Source organism: Nocardia uniformis NBRC 13702 (assembly GCF_001613345.1).
Taxonomy (GTDB): Bacteria; Actinomycetota; Actinomycetes; order Mycobacteriales; family Mycobacteriaceae; genus Nocardia; species Nocardia uniformis.
This window is the reverse complement of the sequence record NZ_BDCE01000052.1, coordinates 119142-137294: the sequence shown is the minus strand read 5'-3', so window position 1 is coordinate 137294 and position 18153 is coordinate 119142. Positions and strand designations below refer to the sequence as shown.

The following is an 18153-nucleotide window of genomic DNA, read 5'->3' as shown; positions in this document are numbered from 1 at the left end:
GTTTCCGAGCGGTGTCGGTGATGCTTTGGAAACGACTGGTTCTCGGCCGCTTAATATTTGTTAACACACTGCTGGCGACCGGTGGCGCGCGATTTTCCGCCAATCCAGCAAACCCTCGAGCCCTCCCCGAGCCCCGTGATCGGATCCGAACAGGTTGGTTTGCTATCCGGTCGCGGGCAATATCCGCAGCGATCTCGACTGTAGGCAATATCGTGGTTTTCATGCAGCGATTCGAGGGAAAGATCCACCCGGCCAATGGCGGCGGCTCGTATATCCCCATTCCCTCGGAGGTGTATAGCGCCCTGGGCGGCGGCGGTCGTATCCCCGTCCGAGCGACCTTCGACGGCATCCCCTACACCGGCTCGATAGTCGATATGGGCGGCGGCCCCTGCCTCGGCCTCCTGAAGGCCATCCGTGCCGAACTAGGCAAGGGGCCCGGCGACAGCGTGAGTGTCACGGTCGAGCGCGATACCGCCGAGCGTACCGTCGATATCCCCGAAGACCTGGCCGCCGCCCTTGTCGCGGCGGGGGCACGCGCCGACTTCGACAAGCTGAGCTACTCGAAGCGCCGCGAACGTGTCACGGCGGTTGTCGAGGCCAAGCGGCCCGAGACTCGGGCGCGCCGGATCGAGAAGGCGATCGAGGTCGCCCGGGAGCACAACGGTTGAACCGAGGCGTTGTCGCTCTTCGCGGCCAGGTAGCTGTAGCGGTGGCGGCGCGTCGACAGCCGCCAATCGTACTGCGGGAATTCCACTGAGCGAGCGGTGATTTCGTGTTCGATTAGGCCCACCCCGCGATAGCGGATCCGGTCCGAGCGCGTCCCGGCTCGAAGTGAGGAGTCCGCACATAGCGATTGCGGAAGTGCACCGACGAACCGTCCAGTGCGAACCGCGACACCATCCCATCGCCATCGAACACGCTGTACGGCAGACTCCGACCGACCTGATGCCGGCCCGGTCCGATCCGATACGGCGTGCCGGTCAAATCCTTCGGCAGCCCCCCGTCGATCTGATCGATGCGGTAGTCGTCGGATTTCGGTTGCGCCGCGCGGCCACACTCGTGGCCGCGTACCGCGACCACCTCGCCGTGTTGTTCGTCACCGCGAGCTCGGCGTGCTCGCGAACGAGCGCCAGGGCCCTGAACTGCAGATTAGCTATAACTCTGGGTTGGATGCGCATGCATTATCCATAGATTTTGGGTATCGCGAAATGTGCAGAAACACACCATTTTTCACCACTGCCAGCTGGATTGACAGCAAAGACACGCCTCGGTAGCTTGTTGCTGTCGGGATGCCGGTCGTGTGACCAGTTTCATCTCGTCCGGTGGTGGCGTGCGGTGGCGTTAGGAGCTCGACGTCTCGAATTCGCTTCTGCCGATAAGTGCTGGCAGCGCATGGAGACCAATGAACTATCAGTGGGAAGCGAGCTCCGTGGCACCGGTATCGGTGCCCTCGGTCATCTCGTCGCTAGTCGTCGATGAACTCATCCGCAATGGGATCGAATGGGTGGTCTACTGCCCGGGATCCCGCAACGGCCCACTCGGATTCGAACTGGCGCGGCGCGCGGCGACCGGTGCGATCCGCCTCCAGGTTCGTTTGGACGAACGCTCCGCGGCCTTTGTGGCACTGGGAATTTCGAAGTCGACCAGCCGCCCCGCGGCCGTGGTGACCACCTCGGGGACCGCGGTATCGAATCTGCTGCCCGCCGTCACGGAGGCCAATTACTCGGGTATTCCGCTGGTGCTGGTCACCGCCAATCGCCCGCCGGAAATCCTGGGCACCGGGGCGTCGCAGACCGTGGAACAGACGGCGTTGCTGACCTCGCAGGTGCGGCATGTGCAACCCATCTGGTCCGGCGACATGCTGCGCCCCGATACCAATGCCGTGGTGCGGTCGCAGGTGTGCCGCGCCGTCGGGATCGGTTCGGGACGCCGACACTGCCGTCCGGGACCGGTGCAGATCGATGTCCCGCTCTCCTCCGGCCATCCACCGGAGGACCCCGCTGCGCCGTTCCCGAGGGGTCGCCGCGACGGTGAGCCGTGGATCCGAATGCCCGCGCAACCGCTGCGACCGGTGCCATCCTACGAGCTGGACCTGCGGCGTTCGACCATCGTCATTGCGGGTGACGGGGCCGACCTGACCGATCTGCCGGCCGAAATACCCTGTATGGCGGAGCCAACCGTCGATATCGGCAATCGCCCGCGCCTGCACCCGTGGGTGCTCGATTACCTACTGCCGCAACAGGTCGTGGTCTACGGCCGCCCCACCCTGCACCGCAATGTCGGCGGCCTGCTCGCCCGCGCGGAGGTGACCACCGTACTGGTCGGCAATGGCGAGGACTGGATCTATGCCGCACCGCAGATGAAAGTCCTGACCGCCCAGCCCATTTACCGCGGCGCGATGTCGCCGTGCTGGGACGAGGAACTGCGGGCGATCGATTCGACCGTGCGGCGCCAGTGGGCGAAGGTGCTGGGGGACAAGCGCAATCGTCACACCGGTCTGGGCGTCGCGGACGTCGTCCTCGCCGCCCTGCGTTCCGGTGATGTGCTGTGGCTCGGTGCGTCCAATCCGATCCGGGACGTCTCGCTGACCGGCAGTCTGCCCGCCGGAGTCGAGGTGCTGTCCAACCGCGGCGTCGCGGGGATCGACGGAAATATCAGTGCCGCCGTCGGCGCCGCGCTGGCCCGGCCCGACCGCACGGTGATTGCCCTGGTGGGCGATCTGACCTTCGCCTACGACGCGTCCGGCTTGCAGTTCGGGCGGCTGGAGCAGGTCCCCGACAACCTGCTCATCGTCGTCGCCAACGACAGCGGCGGCGGCATCTTCGAACTGCTGGAACAGGGCGACCCCAAGTACAAGCGCGAGCCCTACGGCGACACCTTCGAACGTATCTACGGGACACCGCAGAATGTCGATATCGCGCACCTGTGCGCCGCATACGCGGCGGCCCACCGCACGGTCGAGGTCGAAGCCCTGGGCGCGGTGCTGCGAACGGCGCGCGGTGAGCGGCGAACGGTGGTCCTGGAGGTCCCAATCACCCGGGCCGCACTACGCGACCTGCATACCGCCGCACGCCAGGGCGTCGACGCGGCCCTGGATTCCGCCTCCGCGCTGCACGCGGCCATGAATGCCCTTCGGGAGACATCCGCTCCCGCCCCGTCCAGCGATCTCGAATACTCCTGAGGCGGCAGCTGTGTCCACGATTCCCCTACAGCCACTGGTCCTTCCGACAGATCCCGGCGCGGCCGTCGCCCTGCTACAGCGCGAGATCTCCCGCGTCTACGCGGGAGGTGCGGCCATTGCCCCGATAGCGGATGCCGCTCAGGCGCAGGATCTTCCAGCCACCGTGCCCGCCTCGACCGCCGTTGTGCTGTGTACGTCCGGCTCCAGCGGTGTGCCCAAGCGGACCATGCTGTCGCGCACCGCACTACTGGCCTCGGCTCGTGCCTCGGCGGCCCGGCTGGGCGGCGACGGCGACTGGTTGCTGTGCCTGCCCATGGGATTCGTCGCCGGATTCCAGGTGGTCTCGCGCGCGGTCCTCGGCGGTAGGCAGGTGACCGCGCTGGCCGGCAGCCACTTCGACACCGGTGAGTTCGCCGCGTCGGCGCACCGGATGCGACCGGGCAGGCGCTATACCGCACTGGTTCCCACCCAGGTGCGACGGCTCCTGGCCGATGCCGAATCCCGCACCGCGCTGGCGGGTTTCGACGCCGTTCTGGTCGGTGGCGCACCCATGGACCCGGAGACCGCTCGGCGGCTGCGCGATAGCACCGATGTCGTACTCACCTACGGCATGACCGAGACCTGCGGCGGCTGTGTCTACGACGGTGTACCGCTCGACGGGGTGCGGATACGAATTGTGGACGGCGTCATTCACATCGGTGGTGACATCGTCGCGGGCGGCTACCTGGGCGCGGACGAGGCGGAAGCCGCCCGGTTCTATACCGATGACGGTCTGTCCTGGTACCGCACGGCGGACCGAGGGGTTTGGGCGGATGGTCGCCTGATCCCCACCGGTCGTATCGACGATCTCATCAATACCGGTGGGGTCAAGGTATCCGCCACGGCCGTCGAAGCGGCGCTGCTCGAGCTGGACTGGGTGGATGCCGCCGTCGTCCTGGGGCTGCCGGATCAGGAATGGGGCGAACTGGTCGGGGCGTATGTCCTTGCCCGTGACGGGATATCGCCGCCGGATATCGAACTGCTGCGCGAGACGATTCGCGGCCGCCTGGGGCGCGCCGCGGTTCCGAAGCGAATCGTCATCGGCAATGACCTGCCCCTGCTGCCGAATTCGAAGATCGACCGACGAGCCATCCGTAATCGACTGACCGAAGGGCAAATCCATGTCTGAGCCGAATTCGGTGCGCTTCCGCCTATCGGGTCCGAGCTGCGGCGTCGGCCTGGACGGCGCGCTACCCTGCTTCACCGACCTGCGCGAAGCCGAGGAAACGGTGCGGGCGGGCCTACTCGGCGATCTGGTCGTGGGGTCGGTGCCCTTCGACCCACGGACCGGAACACCGTCGTTCTACCTCGGGCGGCGCGATACCGAGACCGCGGCACCGGCCGGGACCGAATGGACCGAAACCTTCAGCCCCGACCTCGCTTTCAATGACATCGCCATCGCCGAGTACTTGCGGCTCATCGACAATGTGCTGCCGCTGCTGCGCACCCCCGGGTCCGGTCTCGACAAGATCGTGGTCGCACGTTCGGAGCGGTTCACCTACACGGAGCCGTTCGACCCGGTGCGCATGTACGGCCGTATTGCCGAGCTCTACCCGCACGTGCACAGCTACTTCGTCGAACATCTGGAGACCCCTGGCGTATTCACCATGGGCGCGAGCCCGGAACTCTTCCTGAAGAAGCGCGGTGAGCGTATCTCGATGACACCGCTGGCCGGAACGGTCCCGAGTGATCCGGAGCTGTCCGAGTCCGGGGACCGGGCGCGAGCCCGGACCGAATTGTTCACCGAGAAGTACCTCGGCGAGCATCGGCACCTGGTCGACTTCATGGTGAAGGTTCTCGCGCCGCTGTGCTCGGAGCTGATCTACTCCGACGAGCCCGAACTGGTTGCCGCACCGGGTGTCTGGCACCTGGGTACGCCGATCAGCGGTCGTCTCCTGGATTCGGATGCGCGGGTAGCCGACCTGGTGGCCGTGCTGCACCCGTCCCCGGCGGTATGCGGTGTGCCGCAATCGGCATCGTTGCGGCTGATCAATGACTACGAGTCGGCCCGCAATTACTACGGCGGGCTGATCGGCTGGCTGGACAGCGACGGCGACTGTGAGTTCTACATGGCCCTGCGTGGTCTCGAACTCGACACGCGTGCCGGACATTTGACACTTCGAGCCGGCGGCGGCGTGGTCGCCGGCAGCCGGGTGGATATCGAATTCGCCGAGACCTCGGCCAAGCTCGCGACCATGCGCCGCGTACTCGGTATGCCGACGGACCTCTCGGTCGGCACCTGATTGTGAGCGTTGGGCATATGCGGGATGCGGTGATCGTCGCGGCGGTTCGGACGCCGATCGGACGCGGCAGACCCGGTGGCGCGCTGGCGGGTGTGCATCCGGTGGATCTGATGGCGCACAGTATTCGAGCCGTAGTGGATCGCACCGGTATCGATCCGGCGGTTATCGACGAGGTCATCGGTGGTGTGGTCAGTCAGGTGGGTGAGCAGGCCACCAATGTGACCCGTCGCGCCGCACTCGCTGCCGGGCTACCGGAATCGGTGCCCGCCACCACCATCGACCGCCAGTGCAGCGCCAGCCAGCAGGCCCTGCGTTTCGCCGCACACGCGGTCATCGCGGGGGACTGCGATGTGGTGATCGCCTCCGGCGTCGAGTCGGTGAGTCGTATACCCATGGGTACCAGCCTCATCGACGCCGACAACCTCACCGGCGTGGACTTCATGCAACGCTATCCGCAGGGCGTGCCGTGGCAGGGCGTCAGTGCCGAACTTATCACCGCCCGTTGGGGATTGAGTCGGACCCAGCTCGACGACTATGCCCTGCAGAGCCATCAGCGCGCCGCGAACGCCACCAAGAACGGCCTGTTCGAAGCCGAATTCACGCCACCCATCGCGGAACTGGAGCACGACGAGGGTATTCGCTATGACAGCACCGTGCGGGCGCTGGCCGAATTGCCATCCTCCTTCCGCAACGACGCTGTCTCCCGGCGCTTTCCGGAGATCGGCTGGCATATCACCGCGGGTAATGCCAGTCAGCTCGGTGACGGCAGCGCCGCGGTCATGGTCACCACCAGCGCGCACGCCCGTCGCCTCGGCCTCACCCCGCTGGCCCGCATCCTCAGCCATATCGCGGTCGGTGACGACCCGTTCCTCATGCTCACCGCGGTGGTCCCCGCCACCGCGAAAGTATTGAAGCAGACCGGACTCGAACTCGCCGATATCGACATTATCGAGGTGAACGAGGCCTATGCGGGTGTGATCCTGGCGTGGGCACACGAAACCGGTGCGGATTTGAACAGGGTCAATGTGCACGGCGGAGCCATCTCACTCGGGCATCCCCTGGGGGCGAGCGGTGTTCGTATCACCGCCACGCTGGTGCACGCCCTGCGGGAGCGTGGCGGGCGCTACGGCCTGCAAACCATGTGCGAATCCGGCGGTCAGGCCAACGCCATGATTATCGAAGCACTGTAAGGGCTTTCACCCGATCAGCGGGAGGACCTCCACCAGGTCGCCGTCGCGGGCCTCGGCGGGTACCACCACCAGTCCATCCCGGTGCAACAACCCTGCCAGGTGTGCGGTCCGGATCTGCGCGTCGCCCGTCCAGCTGCCGTCGGGTAGCGCTCGGGCGGGCACGATACGCGTTACCGGACCGGCAACCTGGGCGGCATTGACCAATGGGGCGGTCAGGGTGTGCTCGCGAGTGCTGCCGGTGCGGCCCGCTACCAGTGCGGGCGTCAATGCCATGAGCGTGCCGACGGCGGCGAACGGATTGCCCGGGAGACCGAGAACCACCGTGCCGGAACGCAGTTGCGCGACAACCGTGGAGCCGCCGGGCCGTAGTCGCAGGCGGCGCACCAACATCAGCGCGTCGGTGCGCTCCAGCGCCGCGCGCAGCTGATCGGCCGCGCCACCACCGGTCGCGCCGACAATCACCAGGAGATCGGAGTCGGCCGCCGCGACCAGCACCTCGTCGAAGGCATTCGCGGTATCGCGCAGATGTACTCGATCCTGGGTGTGAACTCCGTACCAGGACAACAGCTCCGGCAGAATCGGTCCGATGGAGTCCCGGGTCTGTCCGGCGCGCAGTGGACCTTCGCTGCGAATCTCGTCGCCGGTCATGACAATTCGAGCCTGGACCGGACCGCGTACCAGTGCCTCGGTCACCTCGGCGCTGGCTGCGGCGGAAATGAGCGCGGCGCTCACCGGTGTCCCCGTCGGCGCGACCGTGCTGCCGGTGCCCCAGTCCTCGCCGCGGTGGCGTACATCGTCGCGAATCGGCGTGTCCGGCAGCCGATCCAGTAGTCCGTCGGCACCGACGCGTACGAACTCATCGCGCACCACACTGCTGGTGCCATCCGGGACATGCGCACCGGTGGCGATGCGCACGGCCTCCCCAGATAACAAACCGACCGGTCGCTGTCCACCGGCGAATCCAATATCGTGGCGCACCTGCCACGGTCCGTCGCCGGATACCGCGTAGCCGTCCATGGCCGAGACATCGAAGCGGGGCAGGGCATCGGCGGCGATCAGTGGTTCGGCGAGTGCGCCACCCCGAGCCGCGCGCAGATGCACCCGTTTCGGTGTGAGGCGGGATACAGTGTGGCGCAGGACACTTCGCGCCTCTGTCAGGGTCAGCGGAACGTTTGCGGCGGTTTGCTCGACCGCGGCTCTCGCCTGCCGTACCTGATCCGGTGTATCGCAGTCGCTGACCCCCGGCAGTGGCACCATGACCGTGTCCACCGGGACGAGTGCCTTCATCGGTTGATTCACCAGTGACTGCAGCTGATTCACCGCCGCCGCCAATGCCCTACGTCGCCAGACCCCGACGAGATATTGCGGCCGCCCCGACTCATCGGCCGCGAAGACCGCATCGCTGCCGGATTCCTTTGCATGCCTGAGTAGTTCATCGATCGCATGAGCGGTGAGGAACGGCATATCGGCGGCCAGTACCACGATCAGCCCGGCGGGAAAGTCGCAACCGGCCAATACGCCCAGGCCAGCGGCAATGGCCGCGACCGGACCCGCCCCTGCCGGAACCTCTTGTGCCTGCAGGATTTCCGGTGGCAGTTCCGGTCGGTGCGGTCCCACCACCACCGTGCGGGCACTGCCCTCGACCGCGCCGAGCGCGGCTTCCAGCATCGATTGTCCGCCTACGACAATGGCGGGTTTGTCCACTCCACCCATCCGGCTGGCGCGCCCGCCGGCGAGCACAATCGCGTCGACGGTTGTCACGACATACGATCCGGAAGACAGCTGGTCATGGGTGCCGATCGTAGCTGGCACGCCGATGCGGGCTCGAACGCGACGCGGTTGGGGGCAAGCGTCTTTCGGATTGCCTGGAGTTCGCCGACTAGTCTGCAAGGTGGCTGACCAATAGCGACACAGTAAAGAAACGACCATGTTTTGGTCTTATGTTCAACAAAATGTGGCACTATCCGGGAAAAGAACTGGACGGTGGGTGCACGAATCCCCGCAGTTCTTCGAAGTTGTACACCGATGTCCGACCGCCGGACGCTGCCGGGGCCGTGTGGGCATCGCGTGGATTGCTGAGAGTTTGTGGAAGGGGATGTCGTGGTGACGAGCGCGAAGCCTAGACGTGACTCGGAGAACGTGCGACCACCGTCGTTCGGCCTGCTGCTGCGTCGCCTGCGCGATGACCGCGGAGTGTCACGGGAACGGCTCGCGTTCAATGCCGGCGTCAGCGCCAGCTATATCAGTCACCTGGAGAAGGGCGATCGCGATCACCCCACCAGGGAAGTCGTGGACGCCCTCGTGCGCTATCTCGACCGAATCGAACCGCTCTCGCAGGTGGAACGGCGGCACCTACTCGATCTGGCCGGACTCGGCGCATCGGAATTCCCGCCCGTCGACCGGCTGCGCCAGGAGATCAGCGGCGAAATGCAGCGCGCGCTCGAACTCCACGAGCCGCATTTGGCAGCCTATATCGATACCCGCTGGAACGTGCTGGCCTGCAACGACAGCTATGCCCGCGCCTTTCCCGGACTCGTCGAGGATGTGAACATCCTGCGCTGGTTCCTCGGCAATGAGAAGTCGACCGACGTGATGGTGGAATGGGAGTCGGAGGTACGCACCACCGTGCGCTGGCTGCGCGGACTCATTGGCAGCACCGGTGATACCGCCTGGTCGTCGGAATTTCTCGATGAACTCGGTCGCTACGAGATGTTCCGCGAACTATGGGATGAGGGCGTCGCGGCCTACGGGCGCGAACGCCCGCACATGCATCTGCGCGATGTCGCCACGGGTCGCTGCCGCTCGATTGCCGTGCAGCTGTTCAAGGTTTTCAGCGCCGTCAATCCCGATCAGATTCAGATTTTCCTGGGTTTGCCGAGCTGGTGCGCCGACAGTGCGCACGCGGCCGATATTCCAGCCTGACGTCTACGCCGATATTCGGGCCTGCCGGTCCGCCGATAATGTGGCCCGACAGTCCAGTGACAGGCCGTGAGCGCCCGGTCACGGCCTGTCACTGGACTGTCGGTATCGGTCAGATCGCGACAGCCGTGGGCGAAATCGCGACAGGCGAGCCCGCGCTGGCGGCAGCCGATTCCGTCCAGGTCGGCGCGGTTTCGATAGTCCGAACAATGCCGCGGGTTTTCGCGACCCGCTCCTCGTGCACGGCGCGTTCGACGAGACGGATCAGCAGCGGCGCTACCAATTCCGGATGCGTCCAGGTCGCACCGTGTCCCGCACCGGGAATGGTGACCACCCCGTCGGCGCCCGACAGTCCCGCGACCATGGCCTCCGACTTCTGCGCGGTACTGGTTCCGTCATGGCTGCCGCGCAGGACCAGTGCGGGCACGGTGATCTCGGCCAGTCGGTGCGTCAGCGATCGGCGATCCATCAGGCATTGCGCGGCGGCCCGTAGGGCGCTGCGATCGGAATCGTTCCAGCGCACGGTCCACTCCCGCCAGGCTCGCGGATCGTGACCGCCGATGAGCTGCGGTGCCAGCTCCGCGATCAGCGGGGCGATCGGCTCGTCGCTGTGCCAGCGCTCGAAGAACACCCGATACCAGGCCAGTTCCGCCGGTGAGCAGTCGCCCGCCTCGGTACTCATCAGGGCCAGGCCCCGCACCCGGTGGGGTGCGGCCAGGGCCAGCCGCATAGCGGCGAATCCGCCCTGACTCATTCCGCCGATAACGGCCCGCTCGATATTCATCGAATCCAGGACGGCCAGCATGTCGGCCGCGAGATCCCAATAGCTGAAGCGTTCGCCCAGCGGTGCCCGGGTGCGTCCGTGGCCGCGCGCATCGACGGTTACGAGATTTATCCCGGCGTCGGCCAGAGGTTTGCGCATGGGTTCGAACATGGACTCGTCCATCAGGAAGCCGTGGGCCAGGACGAGGGTTGGTCCCGGTAGCGCCGACGTGCGGAAGTGGACTGTGGCGGTACCGGATTGAACATAGGGCATGAAGAGACCGTAAGGTCTGAATAGCGGCGGGGGAAGTGTTAGCTGAAAGAGTGCCGTTCTCCCTCCGGTGGCGTCTCGCGTCGGTACCACCACTGGTCAGTGTGGGTACTGCTAGGGGTTTGCTCAAACGCGGGCTGTGAGTAGACAAGTCGGACTCGCGACGGTTGTAATTTGCCTATGCATTTGTGGCCGTAAATGAGAAGCGGTTCACGGAAATGTATTTCGATGATCCGGACGGTCACGACCGGACCTGCGGGGCGGCCGAGTTCGAAAGCGAGTTTCCGATGTCGAGAATGATCAGGCTGGCACCGCATATCGCGGTGGCCGCCGCGGGGGACCCGGGTTCGGGGACTTTCGCGGTGTGTGACGGCGAGGGGGCGGCCCTGTGGTACGGGCCGTATTCCGATTTCGAACATGCCCATCCACGCGGTCCGAGAATGGCGGCCAGTATGGCGGCCGCGACCCGCGCGGTATGGCTGGCGGGGCGAGCATGTGCGGAAACCGGTCTGCGACAGGCCGATGTGCACCTGACCGTCCCCGACCGCGAAGTAGACGCGGCGGTGCTGTTCAGCATGGCGACCATGGCGGGGTTGAGATTGCGTTTGCTCGCCGAATCGGAGAATCCGGCCCACGACTGGTGTCGGGTTCCGGGCCAGCGTGATTGGCGACCGGGCACTCTGGCGGCACTGGTCGAATATCGCGCCGTGCACGACCGCGCCGTGGTCGAAATCAGCTCCTGAAGCATTTTGTTACGAAGGGAATTTCATGTTCGACGTCACCACCGCTGAGCGCCGCAACGACTTCCGGATCGACCATGGTGCCGGACTCCGCGAGGCATTGGAAGGACTGCTGCTGCATAATGGCGTCGGCCTCGATGCCCGTATGCGGCACGCTATTTCCGCCTGTGTTCATCTCGCCGTCGATACCCCGAATGGCCCGCCCGAGGATGCCGAGGAATTCCTCGGGCGTCTCGATGCCGCCTGGTTGCTGGCGGCCTGGGCCGAATGCGACTCGGAGATGTCGCTCTTGGCCACGCTGGCCGCTGGCGAAGTGCCCGCCCTGTCCTGGTGCGAACTCATGTTCACCACCGCTCTCGCGCCCTGGTCGTCGTCACCGGCCGCGGTGCACGCCCGCCGGATCTTCCTGACCGGCGAGCAGGCCCGGCTCAGCGCGGTCGCGGATTGCGGCCTGGGCCGTTAGTCCCACCCGGTAGCGAAATCACCCTGATTGCTTGGAGGCACAGCAATGAAATTGATGTTCACCAAGTTCGACGCGGCATTCGAAACCATCGCGGACGGCACCGAACCCACCGATACCGGTTGGCGGGAGCGTGGACTGTGCACCCAGACCGATCCGGAGGCGTTCTATCCGGAGAAGGGCGGCTCCACCCGCGATGCCAAGCGCATTTGCGGGAGCTGTGAGGTGCGAGTGCAGTGCCTGGAATTCGCCATGGAGCGTGATGAGCGCTTCGGTATCTGGGGCGGACTGTCCGAGCGCGAACGGCGGCGCCTCAAAAAGGGGGAGGCGGCCTGAGGGCCGCGATCAGGTCGCGATCAGTCGGAAGTCGGTCGCAGCAGGCAGAATTCATTGGTATCGGGATCTGCCAGGACCACCGGATCATCGGGCCGCGCGGAGCTGACGGGGACCGCGCCCGCGGCCCGTAGCCGGGCGGCCTCCTCGGCCGGATCATCGGTCGGGAAAGCCGTGAGATCCAGATGTAGGCGGCCGCGGTCGGGTTGTCTGTCGGTGCGTAGGAATTCCAGCCACGGACCCAATCCGGTGGCCGATCGGATTCCCGCGTAGCGCGCGGTGTCATGGGTGAGCGGCCACCCCGAGGCCATCGACCAGAACTCGGCCAGCCGCAACGGATTCAAGGTATCCACCACAATGGCGGCTACCGCGCCGGTGTCGACGTAGTGCTCGCGCGGTTCCAGGACGCAGAATTCATTGCCCTCCGGATCGGCGAGGACCGTCCACGGCACCGGACCCTGGCCGATATCCAGGCGGCGCGCGCCCAGCGATAGCGCTCGATCCACCTGCACCCGTTGGTGATCCAGCGATCTGGTGGCCAGATCCAGATGAATGCGGTTCTTCGTGGACTTGCGGTGGCGCGAGGGTAGGAAGGTCAATGCGACGTCGAGACTGTCCGGGTCGGGCGCGGCGACATCGACCTCGGTGGGTCGATCCACCGTGATATCCCAACCGAGTAGTTCGGCCCAGAAGCGGGCCACGGTCCTGGGCTCGGTCGCATCGAACACCACGCATGCCAGACGGGTGGACATGGAATAACGGTAACCGCCCGCCCTACTCGGGCGGGCCGGCTTCGGCCGAACCCAACCTGAGGGTTCCCTGATGATTCAGCCGGAGTTCAACTCGTTTCGCCCACAATCGAAATCGAATCGTGCTCGGGACAGATCCACGCGATCGTCGACGATCGGGCAGCCCTCCGCGGCGAGGCGGCTCAGCTGTCGTCCGGCCAGATGCGGCGCGGGCCGGCCGTCGGCCCGCAGCACCCGATGCCACGGCAGGTCGGCGGAATCGGTCCGCATGATCCAGCCGACCGTGCGAGGTGTGGAGAGGTTCGCAGCGGCCGCGATATCGCCGTAGGTGGCCACTCGACCGGGTGGAATGGCCGCCACCAGTTCCCGCACCCGTTCGATCTGGGCTTCGGTCGTCGCCATATCGGATGTCCCTGGTCGGTATGTGGGTGATATTTCAGAGCATGGACCGGATGAGGGCCGCTGTCTCGGCGGGCCGGGCCTGCGGCACCATGTGGTCGCAGTCGAATTCGCGCGCCGTCAACCGATCGCCCAGTCGCTCGGTCATGGCGGTGCGGAATGCCGCGGTCACGAAGGGCGGCCGCACCTTCATGGCCTGGACCAGTGCGGTCGGCAGATCAGCGGGCGGCAGTACGAACTCGCGCGCCAGTTGCCCCCAGTAGGACGTGATCGCGGGCGGACTGATCCGCCAGCGGACACGCCCGGTGGCGGTCGGCACCAGATGCTCGGCGAGTTCGGCCTCCAGAACGCGCGGCTCCACATCCGCCCACGCGGTTTCCAATTTGTCGAACCGCGCCGCCTCGACGCTCTCGTAATCCGGATGCTCGAGCGTGCTGGTCGCGATCGACAGCAACAACTCCGGATCGAGCCCGATCGCCGGATCCAACAGCACCAGCGCCCGCACCAGATCGGGCCGCTGCCTCGCCAGATGCACCCCCGCCGCACCGCCGAACGAATGCCCGACCACCACCACCGGTTTGCTGGTCTCCGCCGCCAGCAACTCCGCTAGATCAGCCACGACCGTCTCGAAATCCCACGGCGGCAATTCAGTGGACCGCCCATGTCCCCGCAGATCCGGAGCGATCACCCGAATATCGGGTAAGTACTCTTCGGCGAGCACCCGCCACCGCTGACCGTGACCGGTGAGTCCGTGCAGCGCGAGCACTACCGGCCCTGTCGAGGGGCCATAACGATGAATATGAAGATCGGCCACCGACCCATTGTGCCGTGGGGGTCCGACAGACGCAGGCCGGATAACGTGGCCCAACGCAGTTAGCGAAGGATGGGCAAACACATATGTCGGGGGCGTCTGTTGAAATAGCCCGCGTGATGCGATCGGATAGCTCGGTGCGATTGGTGCGCCGGGCCGAGGCTGCGCCCCGCCCCCGGGAGTGGGACGCCGCCGTCGGGGAGCTGTTCGAGGAAATAGGGCTGGACCCCGGTTGGCGGCCGTGGCAGGTCCTCGGCGGACCGGGGACCGGAAAGACCGCTCTGCTTGTCGACCTGGCCGCCGCCCGGATCGCGGCCGGGGCCGATCCGGACTCGGTCATGGTGCTCACCTACTCCAAGCGCGCCGCCACCGCCGTGCGCAACGCACTCACCGCTCGGGTCGCGGCGAGCGATCCGGAACTCGGGGGCGTCCCCGGGGCCACCCGCGGCCCGCTGGTGCGCACCGTGCACTCCTACGCCTTCGGGATTCTGCGCACCCACGCCGCCACCCACGGCAATCCGCCGCCGCGCCTGCTCACCGGATCCGAGCAGGACATGGTGCTGCGCGAGCTGCTGCGCGGGGAACTCTCCGACGGTGCGCCCGATTGGCCCGAACGGCTGCATCCGGCGCTACCCACCACCGGATTCGCTGAACAATTGCGCGACCTGATGTTGCGTGCCACCGAACGCGGCCTCGGCCCCGAGGACCTGGTGGAACTCGGTAGCAAATACGAGCACCCCGAATGGGTGGCCGCGGGCCGATTCGCCGAACGCTACGAACAAACCATGCTGCTGCGCTGGTCGGTCGGTATCGAGGCCCCCGAGGCCAGCGCCCCCGCCCTCGACGCCGCCGAACTGATCGGCGCGGCCATCGACGCCCTGATCCTCGACCCGGACCTGCTCGCCGCCGAACGCACCCGCATCCACCACCTCCTCGTCGACGACGCCCAACACCTGGATCCACAGGCGGCCCAACTCATTCGCGCCCTCGGCTCCGGACCCGCCACCACGGTCATCGCAGGTGACCCCGACCAGTCCGTCTTCACCTTCCGCGGCGCGGACTCCCGCTTCGCCGCCGACCCCGACGCGCCACCGGATCGCCGAATCATCCTGCGCCACAACCACCGCAACGCTCCAGCTATCCACGCGGCGGTCGCCCGAATCACCGCCCGCCTGCCCGGCCTGAGTCCCCATCGCACCTCACCCGCCGACCTGCGCCGCACCTCCGCGAAGGTGCGGCGCGCCCCTGATGATCCGCGTGCCGAGGTGGACGGCGCGCATGCCGGAGCAGCCGACGCCGAAGGCGGAATGGTCGATGCGCCCGCCGGTATGGATGGTGCGCACGCCGGGCCGCCCGAAAACGCCATCGCCGACCCGGTTTTCGACGGCGAGGTCCAGGTCCGCGTTCTCACCACTCCCGCGAAGGAAGCCGCCCTCGTAGCCGACCACTTCCGCCGCGCCCACCTCACCCACGGCGTCCCGTGGTCCAGCATGGCGGTAATCGTCCGCTCGATCCCGCTGTCCCTGGCCCCATTACGCCGCGCACTCCTGGCCGCGGGCGTCCCGGTCCGCCAACCCCCGCCCGACGCGCCCCTCGCCCGCCGACGCGGCGCGAGTTGGGCGCTCCTGGCCCTGCGCGCGGTCATGGCCAGCGACCCGAGCCGAATCCCCGGCCCCCGCCTGTCGGTGTTCACCGCCGACGACGCCCTGGATCTGCTCGCCGGACCCCTCGGCGGCGCGGATCAGATCAGCCTGCGCCGCCTGCGCCGCGGCATCCGCCGCACCGTGCTGGAACTCGGCTACCCGGACCGGGGCTACCGCGAGGACGACCCCGCTTCCGATGCGGTTGTGCCCGAACATGGTTCGGATGCCAGCACCGTGGCGGAAGCAACGGCCTCCGTGGGCGAGAACTCGGACCCGCGGCCATCCGGACCCGTCGACACCAGGACCCCGCGCGAGGAGTCGGACACCCACGTCCCGACCGACGGGTCTGCGAGATACGGACCGGTCGCGACTGGGGGCGACCGCGGCGCGGAGCAGCGCGCTACAGCATCGACCGACGCCGCCGGTGCGACCGATGGCGTGCGGCCAATGGATTCGTCGGATAACCGGGCCGCCCAGGAGATTTCACCGAATTCCGGTCCGGCGGCCGATGCTCCGAGGCAGTCGAGGAACACGAACGTCGGTAGCGTGCGGGCGTCAGGGCATCCAGCTGATTCGAGCGCGGTTCGTACGAGGGCCGACGGTGCCGACCGCGCGGACGAGGCTGTTCAGCACGAGCGCTACGCCGACCTCGATCGCTCCTCGGCGGAGATCCTGCGCGATCTGCTGATCGGCGTGGGGGACAGGGCGATTCTCGATCGGCTCACCGAAGTGGAGGCCGCCCCGCTGCGGCGCGTGCTGAAAGCCGTTGGGCGGGCGCGCGCCGCGCGGCGCAAGGGCGAAGGACTGGAGGACGTGCTCTGGGCGCTGTGGACCGGGTCGACCCTGGAGCGGCGGTGGGTGGGGCAGTCCGAGCGCGGGGGAGCGGTCGGAATGCAGGCGGACCGGGATCTGGACGCGGTGGTGGGTTTGTTCGAGGCGGCGGGTGCGTATGTGGATCGGCTGCCGCACGCCACCATCGAAGGCTTCGTGGAATACCTGGAGCAGCAGGAGATTCCGCAGGACAACGCGCCGCACACCGATCCGGGTGCGGCGGTGTCCATTGTCAGCGCGCACGGTTCCGCCGGCCGGGAGTGGGACACCGTGGTGGTGGCCGGGGTGCAGGAGGGGATCTGGCCGAATCTGCGACCGCGCGGCACGCTGCTCGGTATCGAGGACATGGTCGATCTGCTGGCCGGAGTCGGGGGTACGGGTGAGCGGATGAGCCGCGCGGCTCCGCTGCTCGCGGAGGAGCGGCGGCTACTGCTGGTCGCCTGTGGGCGGGCGCGGCGTTCACTGTTGGTGACCGCGGTCGAATCCGTCACCGGCGACCAGGATTTGTCGCCGTCGCGATTCCTCGCCGAACTCGACGCCGAAGCCGACCACGGGGAACCGGGCCGGGTGCCGACGCCCGTCGACCCGGGCCGCGCCCTCGCCATGCACGCTCTCATCGCCGAATTGCGCGGGGCCGTCTGCGATCCCGAGACCGACCCGGACCGCCGCACCCGCGCGGCGCACCAACTTGCCCGACTGGCCGCGGGCGGCGTTCGTGGCGCACATCCGGACGAGTGGTACGGCACCGCCGAACTCAGCTCCGACAACCCGCTGTGGGATACCGAGGACGGTGCCGTCGCGCTGTCGCCGTCCACCGTCGACCAGCTCAAAACCTGCCCGCTCCGTTGGGCATTGGAGCGGCATGGCGGCGGCGACGGCGAGAATCCGCACGCCCTCAAGGGCAATCTGGTGCACACCCTCGTCCAGGCCCTCGCCGGTCAGGTCAGCGAGGCACAGGTGAAACTCGCCCTGGCGAAGGCGTGGAAAAAGGTCGATCCCAGTTCGCGTGAGGGCGAGAACTGGCATTCCCGTCAGGAATTGCGCCGCACCGAAACCATGGTCGACACCTTCCTGGACTGGTTGCGCAATACCCGCGACGAACTCACCGCCCTGGGTGTCGAGGTCCCGGTAGATCTGGTGCTGCCCCCGCGCGCCGCGGGCGAGCACCCCGTCCGGATCAGGGGCCGCGTCGACCGGGTGGAGCGAGACAGCCTGGGCCGCTTCGTCATCGTCGACGTCAAAACCGGTAAGACGCCCATCTCCAAACAGGCCGCCGAGGACCACGCCCAGCTCGCCACCTATCAGGTCGCCGCCGCCGAGGGCGCGCTCGGCGAGGGCGAACCCGGTGGCGCGCGGCTCATCTACGTGGCCAAGCCCAGCGCCAAGGAGGGCGCGACCCAGCGTATGCAGCCACCCCTGGATGCCGCCGGAATCGACCAGTGGCGCGGCGTGATTCACGATGCCGCCGCCGCCACCCGCGGCCCCAGCTATCTCGCCATGCGCAATGACGGCTGCCGCCACTGCAAGGTCGCGGGCAGCTGCCCGGTTCAGGACACCGGGCGGCAGGTGACCGACGAGTGAC

16 protein-coding genes are annotated in these 18153 nt (G+C 67.1%); 10 read left to right on the top strand and 6 right to left on the bottom strand.

Annotated elements, in window-relative coordinates:
- The first annotated feature begins 221 nt into the window (after positions 1-221).
- On the top strand, positions 222-668 hold the full coding sequence (locus tag NU1_RS18215) for a YdeI/OmpD-associated family protein (RefSeq protein WP_067523051.1): 447 nt from the start codon (positions 222-224) through the stop codon (positions 666-668).
- A gap of 112 nt (positions 669-780) precedes the next feature.
- Here the strand turns inward: NU1_RS18215 and NU1_RS18210 are convergent, their stop codons facing one another.
- Positions 781-1080: a carotenoid oxygenase family protein gene (locus NU1_RS18210; protein ID WP_067522964.1), complete on the bottom strand. Its 300-nt coding sequence runs from the start codon at positions 1078-1080 to the stop codon at positions 781-783.
- 322 nt (positions 1081-1402) lie between these two features.
- Between NU1_RS18210 and menD the strand changes: the two genes are divergently transcribed.
- Genes menD through NU1_RS18190 form a run of 4 tightly spaced genes read left to right on the top strand, consistent with a single transcriptional unit; the run spans position 1403 to position 6653 of the window.
- Complete coding sequence (gene menD / locus NU1_RS18205) at positions 1403-3181, top strand: 2-succinyl-5-enolpyruvyl-6-hydroxy-3-cyclohexene-1-carboxylic-acid synthase (RefSeq protein ID WP_067522963.1); 1779 nt, start codon at positions 1403-1405, stop codon at positions 3179-3181.
- A 10-nt stretch (positions 3182-3191) separates the two neighbouring features.
- The gene (locus NU1_RS18200) at positions 3192-4349 is read left to right on the top strand and encodes an AMP-binding protein (RefSeq protein WP_169815088.1); all 1158 of its coding nucleotides are present in this window, start codon (positions 3192-3194) and stop codon (positions 4347-4349) included.
- Positions 4342-5463 (top strand): isochorismate synthase, encoded by a 1122-nt coding sequence (locus tag NU1_RS18195; protein ID WP_067522962.1) that lies wholly within the window; start codon positions 4342-4344, stop codon positions 5461-5463. Before NU1_RS18200 ends, NU1_RS18195 begins: the two co-directional genes overlap by 8 nt.
- A gap of 17 nt (positions 5464-5480) precedes the next feature.
- On the top strand, positions 5481-6653 hold the full coding sequence (locus NU1_RS18190) for a thiolase family protein (protein WP_067522961.1): 1173 nt from the start codon (positions 5481-5483) through the stop codon (positions 6651-6653).
- Positions 6654-6659: 6 nt separating this feature from the next.
- Here the strand turns inward: NU1_RS18190 and NU1_RS18185 are convergent, their stop codons facing one another.
- A complete protein-coding gene (locus NU1_RS18185; protein WP_245720182.1) occupies positions 6660-8414 on the bottom strand; it encodes an NTP transferase domain-containing protein in 1755 nt (584 codons plus the stop codon).
- A gap of 342 nt (positions 8415-8756) precedes the next feature.
- On the opposite strand from NU1_RS18185, the gene NU1_RS18180 reads away from it, so the two are divergent.
- Positions 8757-9575 carry a helix-turn-helix transcriptional regulator gene (locus NU1_RS18180; protein WP_245720181.1) on the top strand — a complete coding sequence of 273 codons (819 nt, stop codon included), beginning with the start codon at positions 8757-8759 and terminating at the stop codon, positions 9573-9575.
- Between the two features lie 109 nt (positions 9576-9684).
- Here the strand turns inward: NU1_RS18180 and NU1_RS18175 are convergent, their stop codons facing one another.
- On the bottom strand, positions 9685-10608 hold the full coding sequence (locus NU1_RS18175) for an alpha/beta fold hydrolase (protein WP_067522960.1): 924 nt from the start codon (positions 10606-10608) through the stop codon (positions 9685-9687).
- A 293-nt stretch (positions 10609-10901) separates the two neighbouring features.
- Between NU1_RS18175 and NU1_RS18170 the strand changes: the two genes are divergently transcribed.
- From NU1_RS18170 to NU1_RS18160, 3 genes are read left to right on the top strand one after another with little or no spacing between them, the layout of a single operon-like run.
- On the top strand, positions 10902-11348 hold the full coding sequence (locus NU1_RS18170) for a hypothetical protein (protein ID WP_157552454.1): 447 nt from the start codon (positions 10902-10904) through the stop codon (positions 11346-11348).
- Between the two features lie 25 nt (positions 11349-11373).
- Positions 11374-11808, top strand: coding sequence for a hypothetical protein (locus NU1_RS18165; RefSeq protein WP_067522958.1), 435 nt, complete (start codon positions 11374-11376; stop codon positions 11806-11808).
- A 45-nt stretch (positions 11809-11853) separates the two neighbouring features.
- Positions 11854-12141 (top strand): WhiB family transcriptional regulator, encoded by a 288-nt coding sequence (locus NU1_RS18160; RefSeq protein ID WP_281221179.1) that lies wholly within the window; start codon positions 11854-11856, stop codon positions 12139-12141.
- Positions 12142-12161: 20 nt separating this feature from the next.
- Here the strand turns inward: NU1_RS18160 and NU1_RS18155 are convergent, their stop codons facing one another.
- From NU1_RS18155 to NU1_RS18145, 3 genes are all read right to left on the bottom strand, one after another.
- On the bottom strand, positions 12162-12890 hold the full coding sequence (locus NU1_RS18155) for a VOC family protein (RefSeq protein ID WP_067522957.1): 729 nt from the start codon (positions 12888-12890) through the stop codon (positions 12162-12164).
- Between the two features lie 75 nt (positions 12891-12965).
- Entirely contained in the window at positions 12966-13289 is a 324-nt protein-coding gene (locus NU1_RS18150) for an MGMT family protein (RefSeq protein WP_067522956.1), read from the bottom strand.
- A 34-nt stretch (positions 13290-13323) separates the two neighbouring features.
- Positions 13324-14100 carry an alpha/beta fold hydrolase gene (locus NU1_RS18145; RefSeq protein WP_067522955.1) on the bottom strand — a complete coding sequence of 259 codons (777 nt, stop codon included), beginning with the start codon at positions 14098-14100 and terminating at the stop codon, positions 13324-13326.
- A gap of 116 nt (positions 14101-14216) precedes the next feature.
- Here NU1_RS18145 and NU1_RS18140 point away from each other — a divergent pair, with 116 nt between their 5' ends.
- The gene (locus NU1_RS18140) at positions 14217-18152 is read left to right on the top strand and encodes a PD-(D/E)XK nuclease family protein (RefSeq protein ID WP_245720192.1); all 3936 of its coding nucleotides are present in this window, start codon (positions 14217-14219) and stop codon (positions 18150-18152) included.
- The last annotated feature ends 1 nt before the right edge of the window (position 18153 follow it).

What these genes read in the sequence shown, in the direction of transcription:
- NU1_RS18215 (WP_067523051.1), top strand. Translation starts at nt 222, where the DNA reads ATGCAGCGATTCGAGGGAAAGATCCACCCGGCCAATGGCGGCGGCTCG.
- menD (WP_067522963.1), top strand. Translation starts at nt 1,403, where the DNA reads ATGAACTATCAGTGGGAAGCGAGCTCCGTGGCACCGGTATCGGTGCCC.
- NU1_RS18195 (WP_067522962.1), top strand. Translation starts at nt 4,342, where the DNA reads ATGTCTGAGCCGAATTCGGTGCGCTTCCGCCTATCGGGTCCGAGCTGC.
- NU1_RS18190 (WP_067522961.1), top strand. Translation starts at nt 5,481, where the DNA reads ATGCGGGATGCGGTGATCGTCGCGGCGGTTCGGACGCCGATCGGACGC.
- NU1_RS18175 (WP_067522960.1), bottom strand. Translation starts at nt 10,608, where the DNA reads ATGCCCTATGTTCAATCCGGTACCGCCACAGTCCACTTCCGCACGTCG.
- NU1_RS18170 (WP_157552454.1), top strand. Translation starts at nt 10,902, where the DNA reads ATGATCAGGCTGGCACCGCATATCGCGGTGGCCGCCGCGGGGGACCCG.
- NU1_RS18165 (WP_067522958.1), top strand. Translation starts at nt 11,374, where the DNA reads ATGTTCGACGTCACCACCGCTGAGCGCCGCAACGACTTCCGGATCGAC.
- NU1_RS18160 (WP_281221179.1), top strand. Translation starts at nt 11,854, where the DNA reads ATGAAATTGATGTTCACCAAGTTCGACGCGGCATTCGAAACCATCGCG.
- NU1_RS18155 (WP_067522957.1), bottom strand. Translation starts at nt 12,890, where the DNA reads ATGTCCACCCGTCTGGCATGCGTGGTGTTCGATGCGACCGAGCCCAGG.
- NU1_RS18150 (WP_067522956.1), bottom strand. Translation starts at nt 13,289, where the DNA reads ATGGCGACGACCGAAGCCCAGATCGAACGGGTGCGGGAACTGGTGGCG.
- NU1_RS18140 (WP_245720192.1), top strand. Translation starts at nt 14,217, where the DNA reads ATGCGATCGGATAGCTCGGTGCGATTGGTGCGCCGGGCCGAGGCTGCG.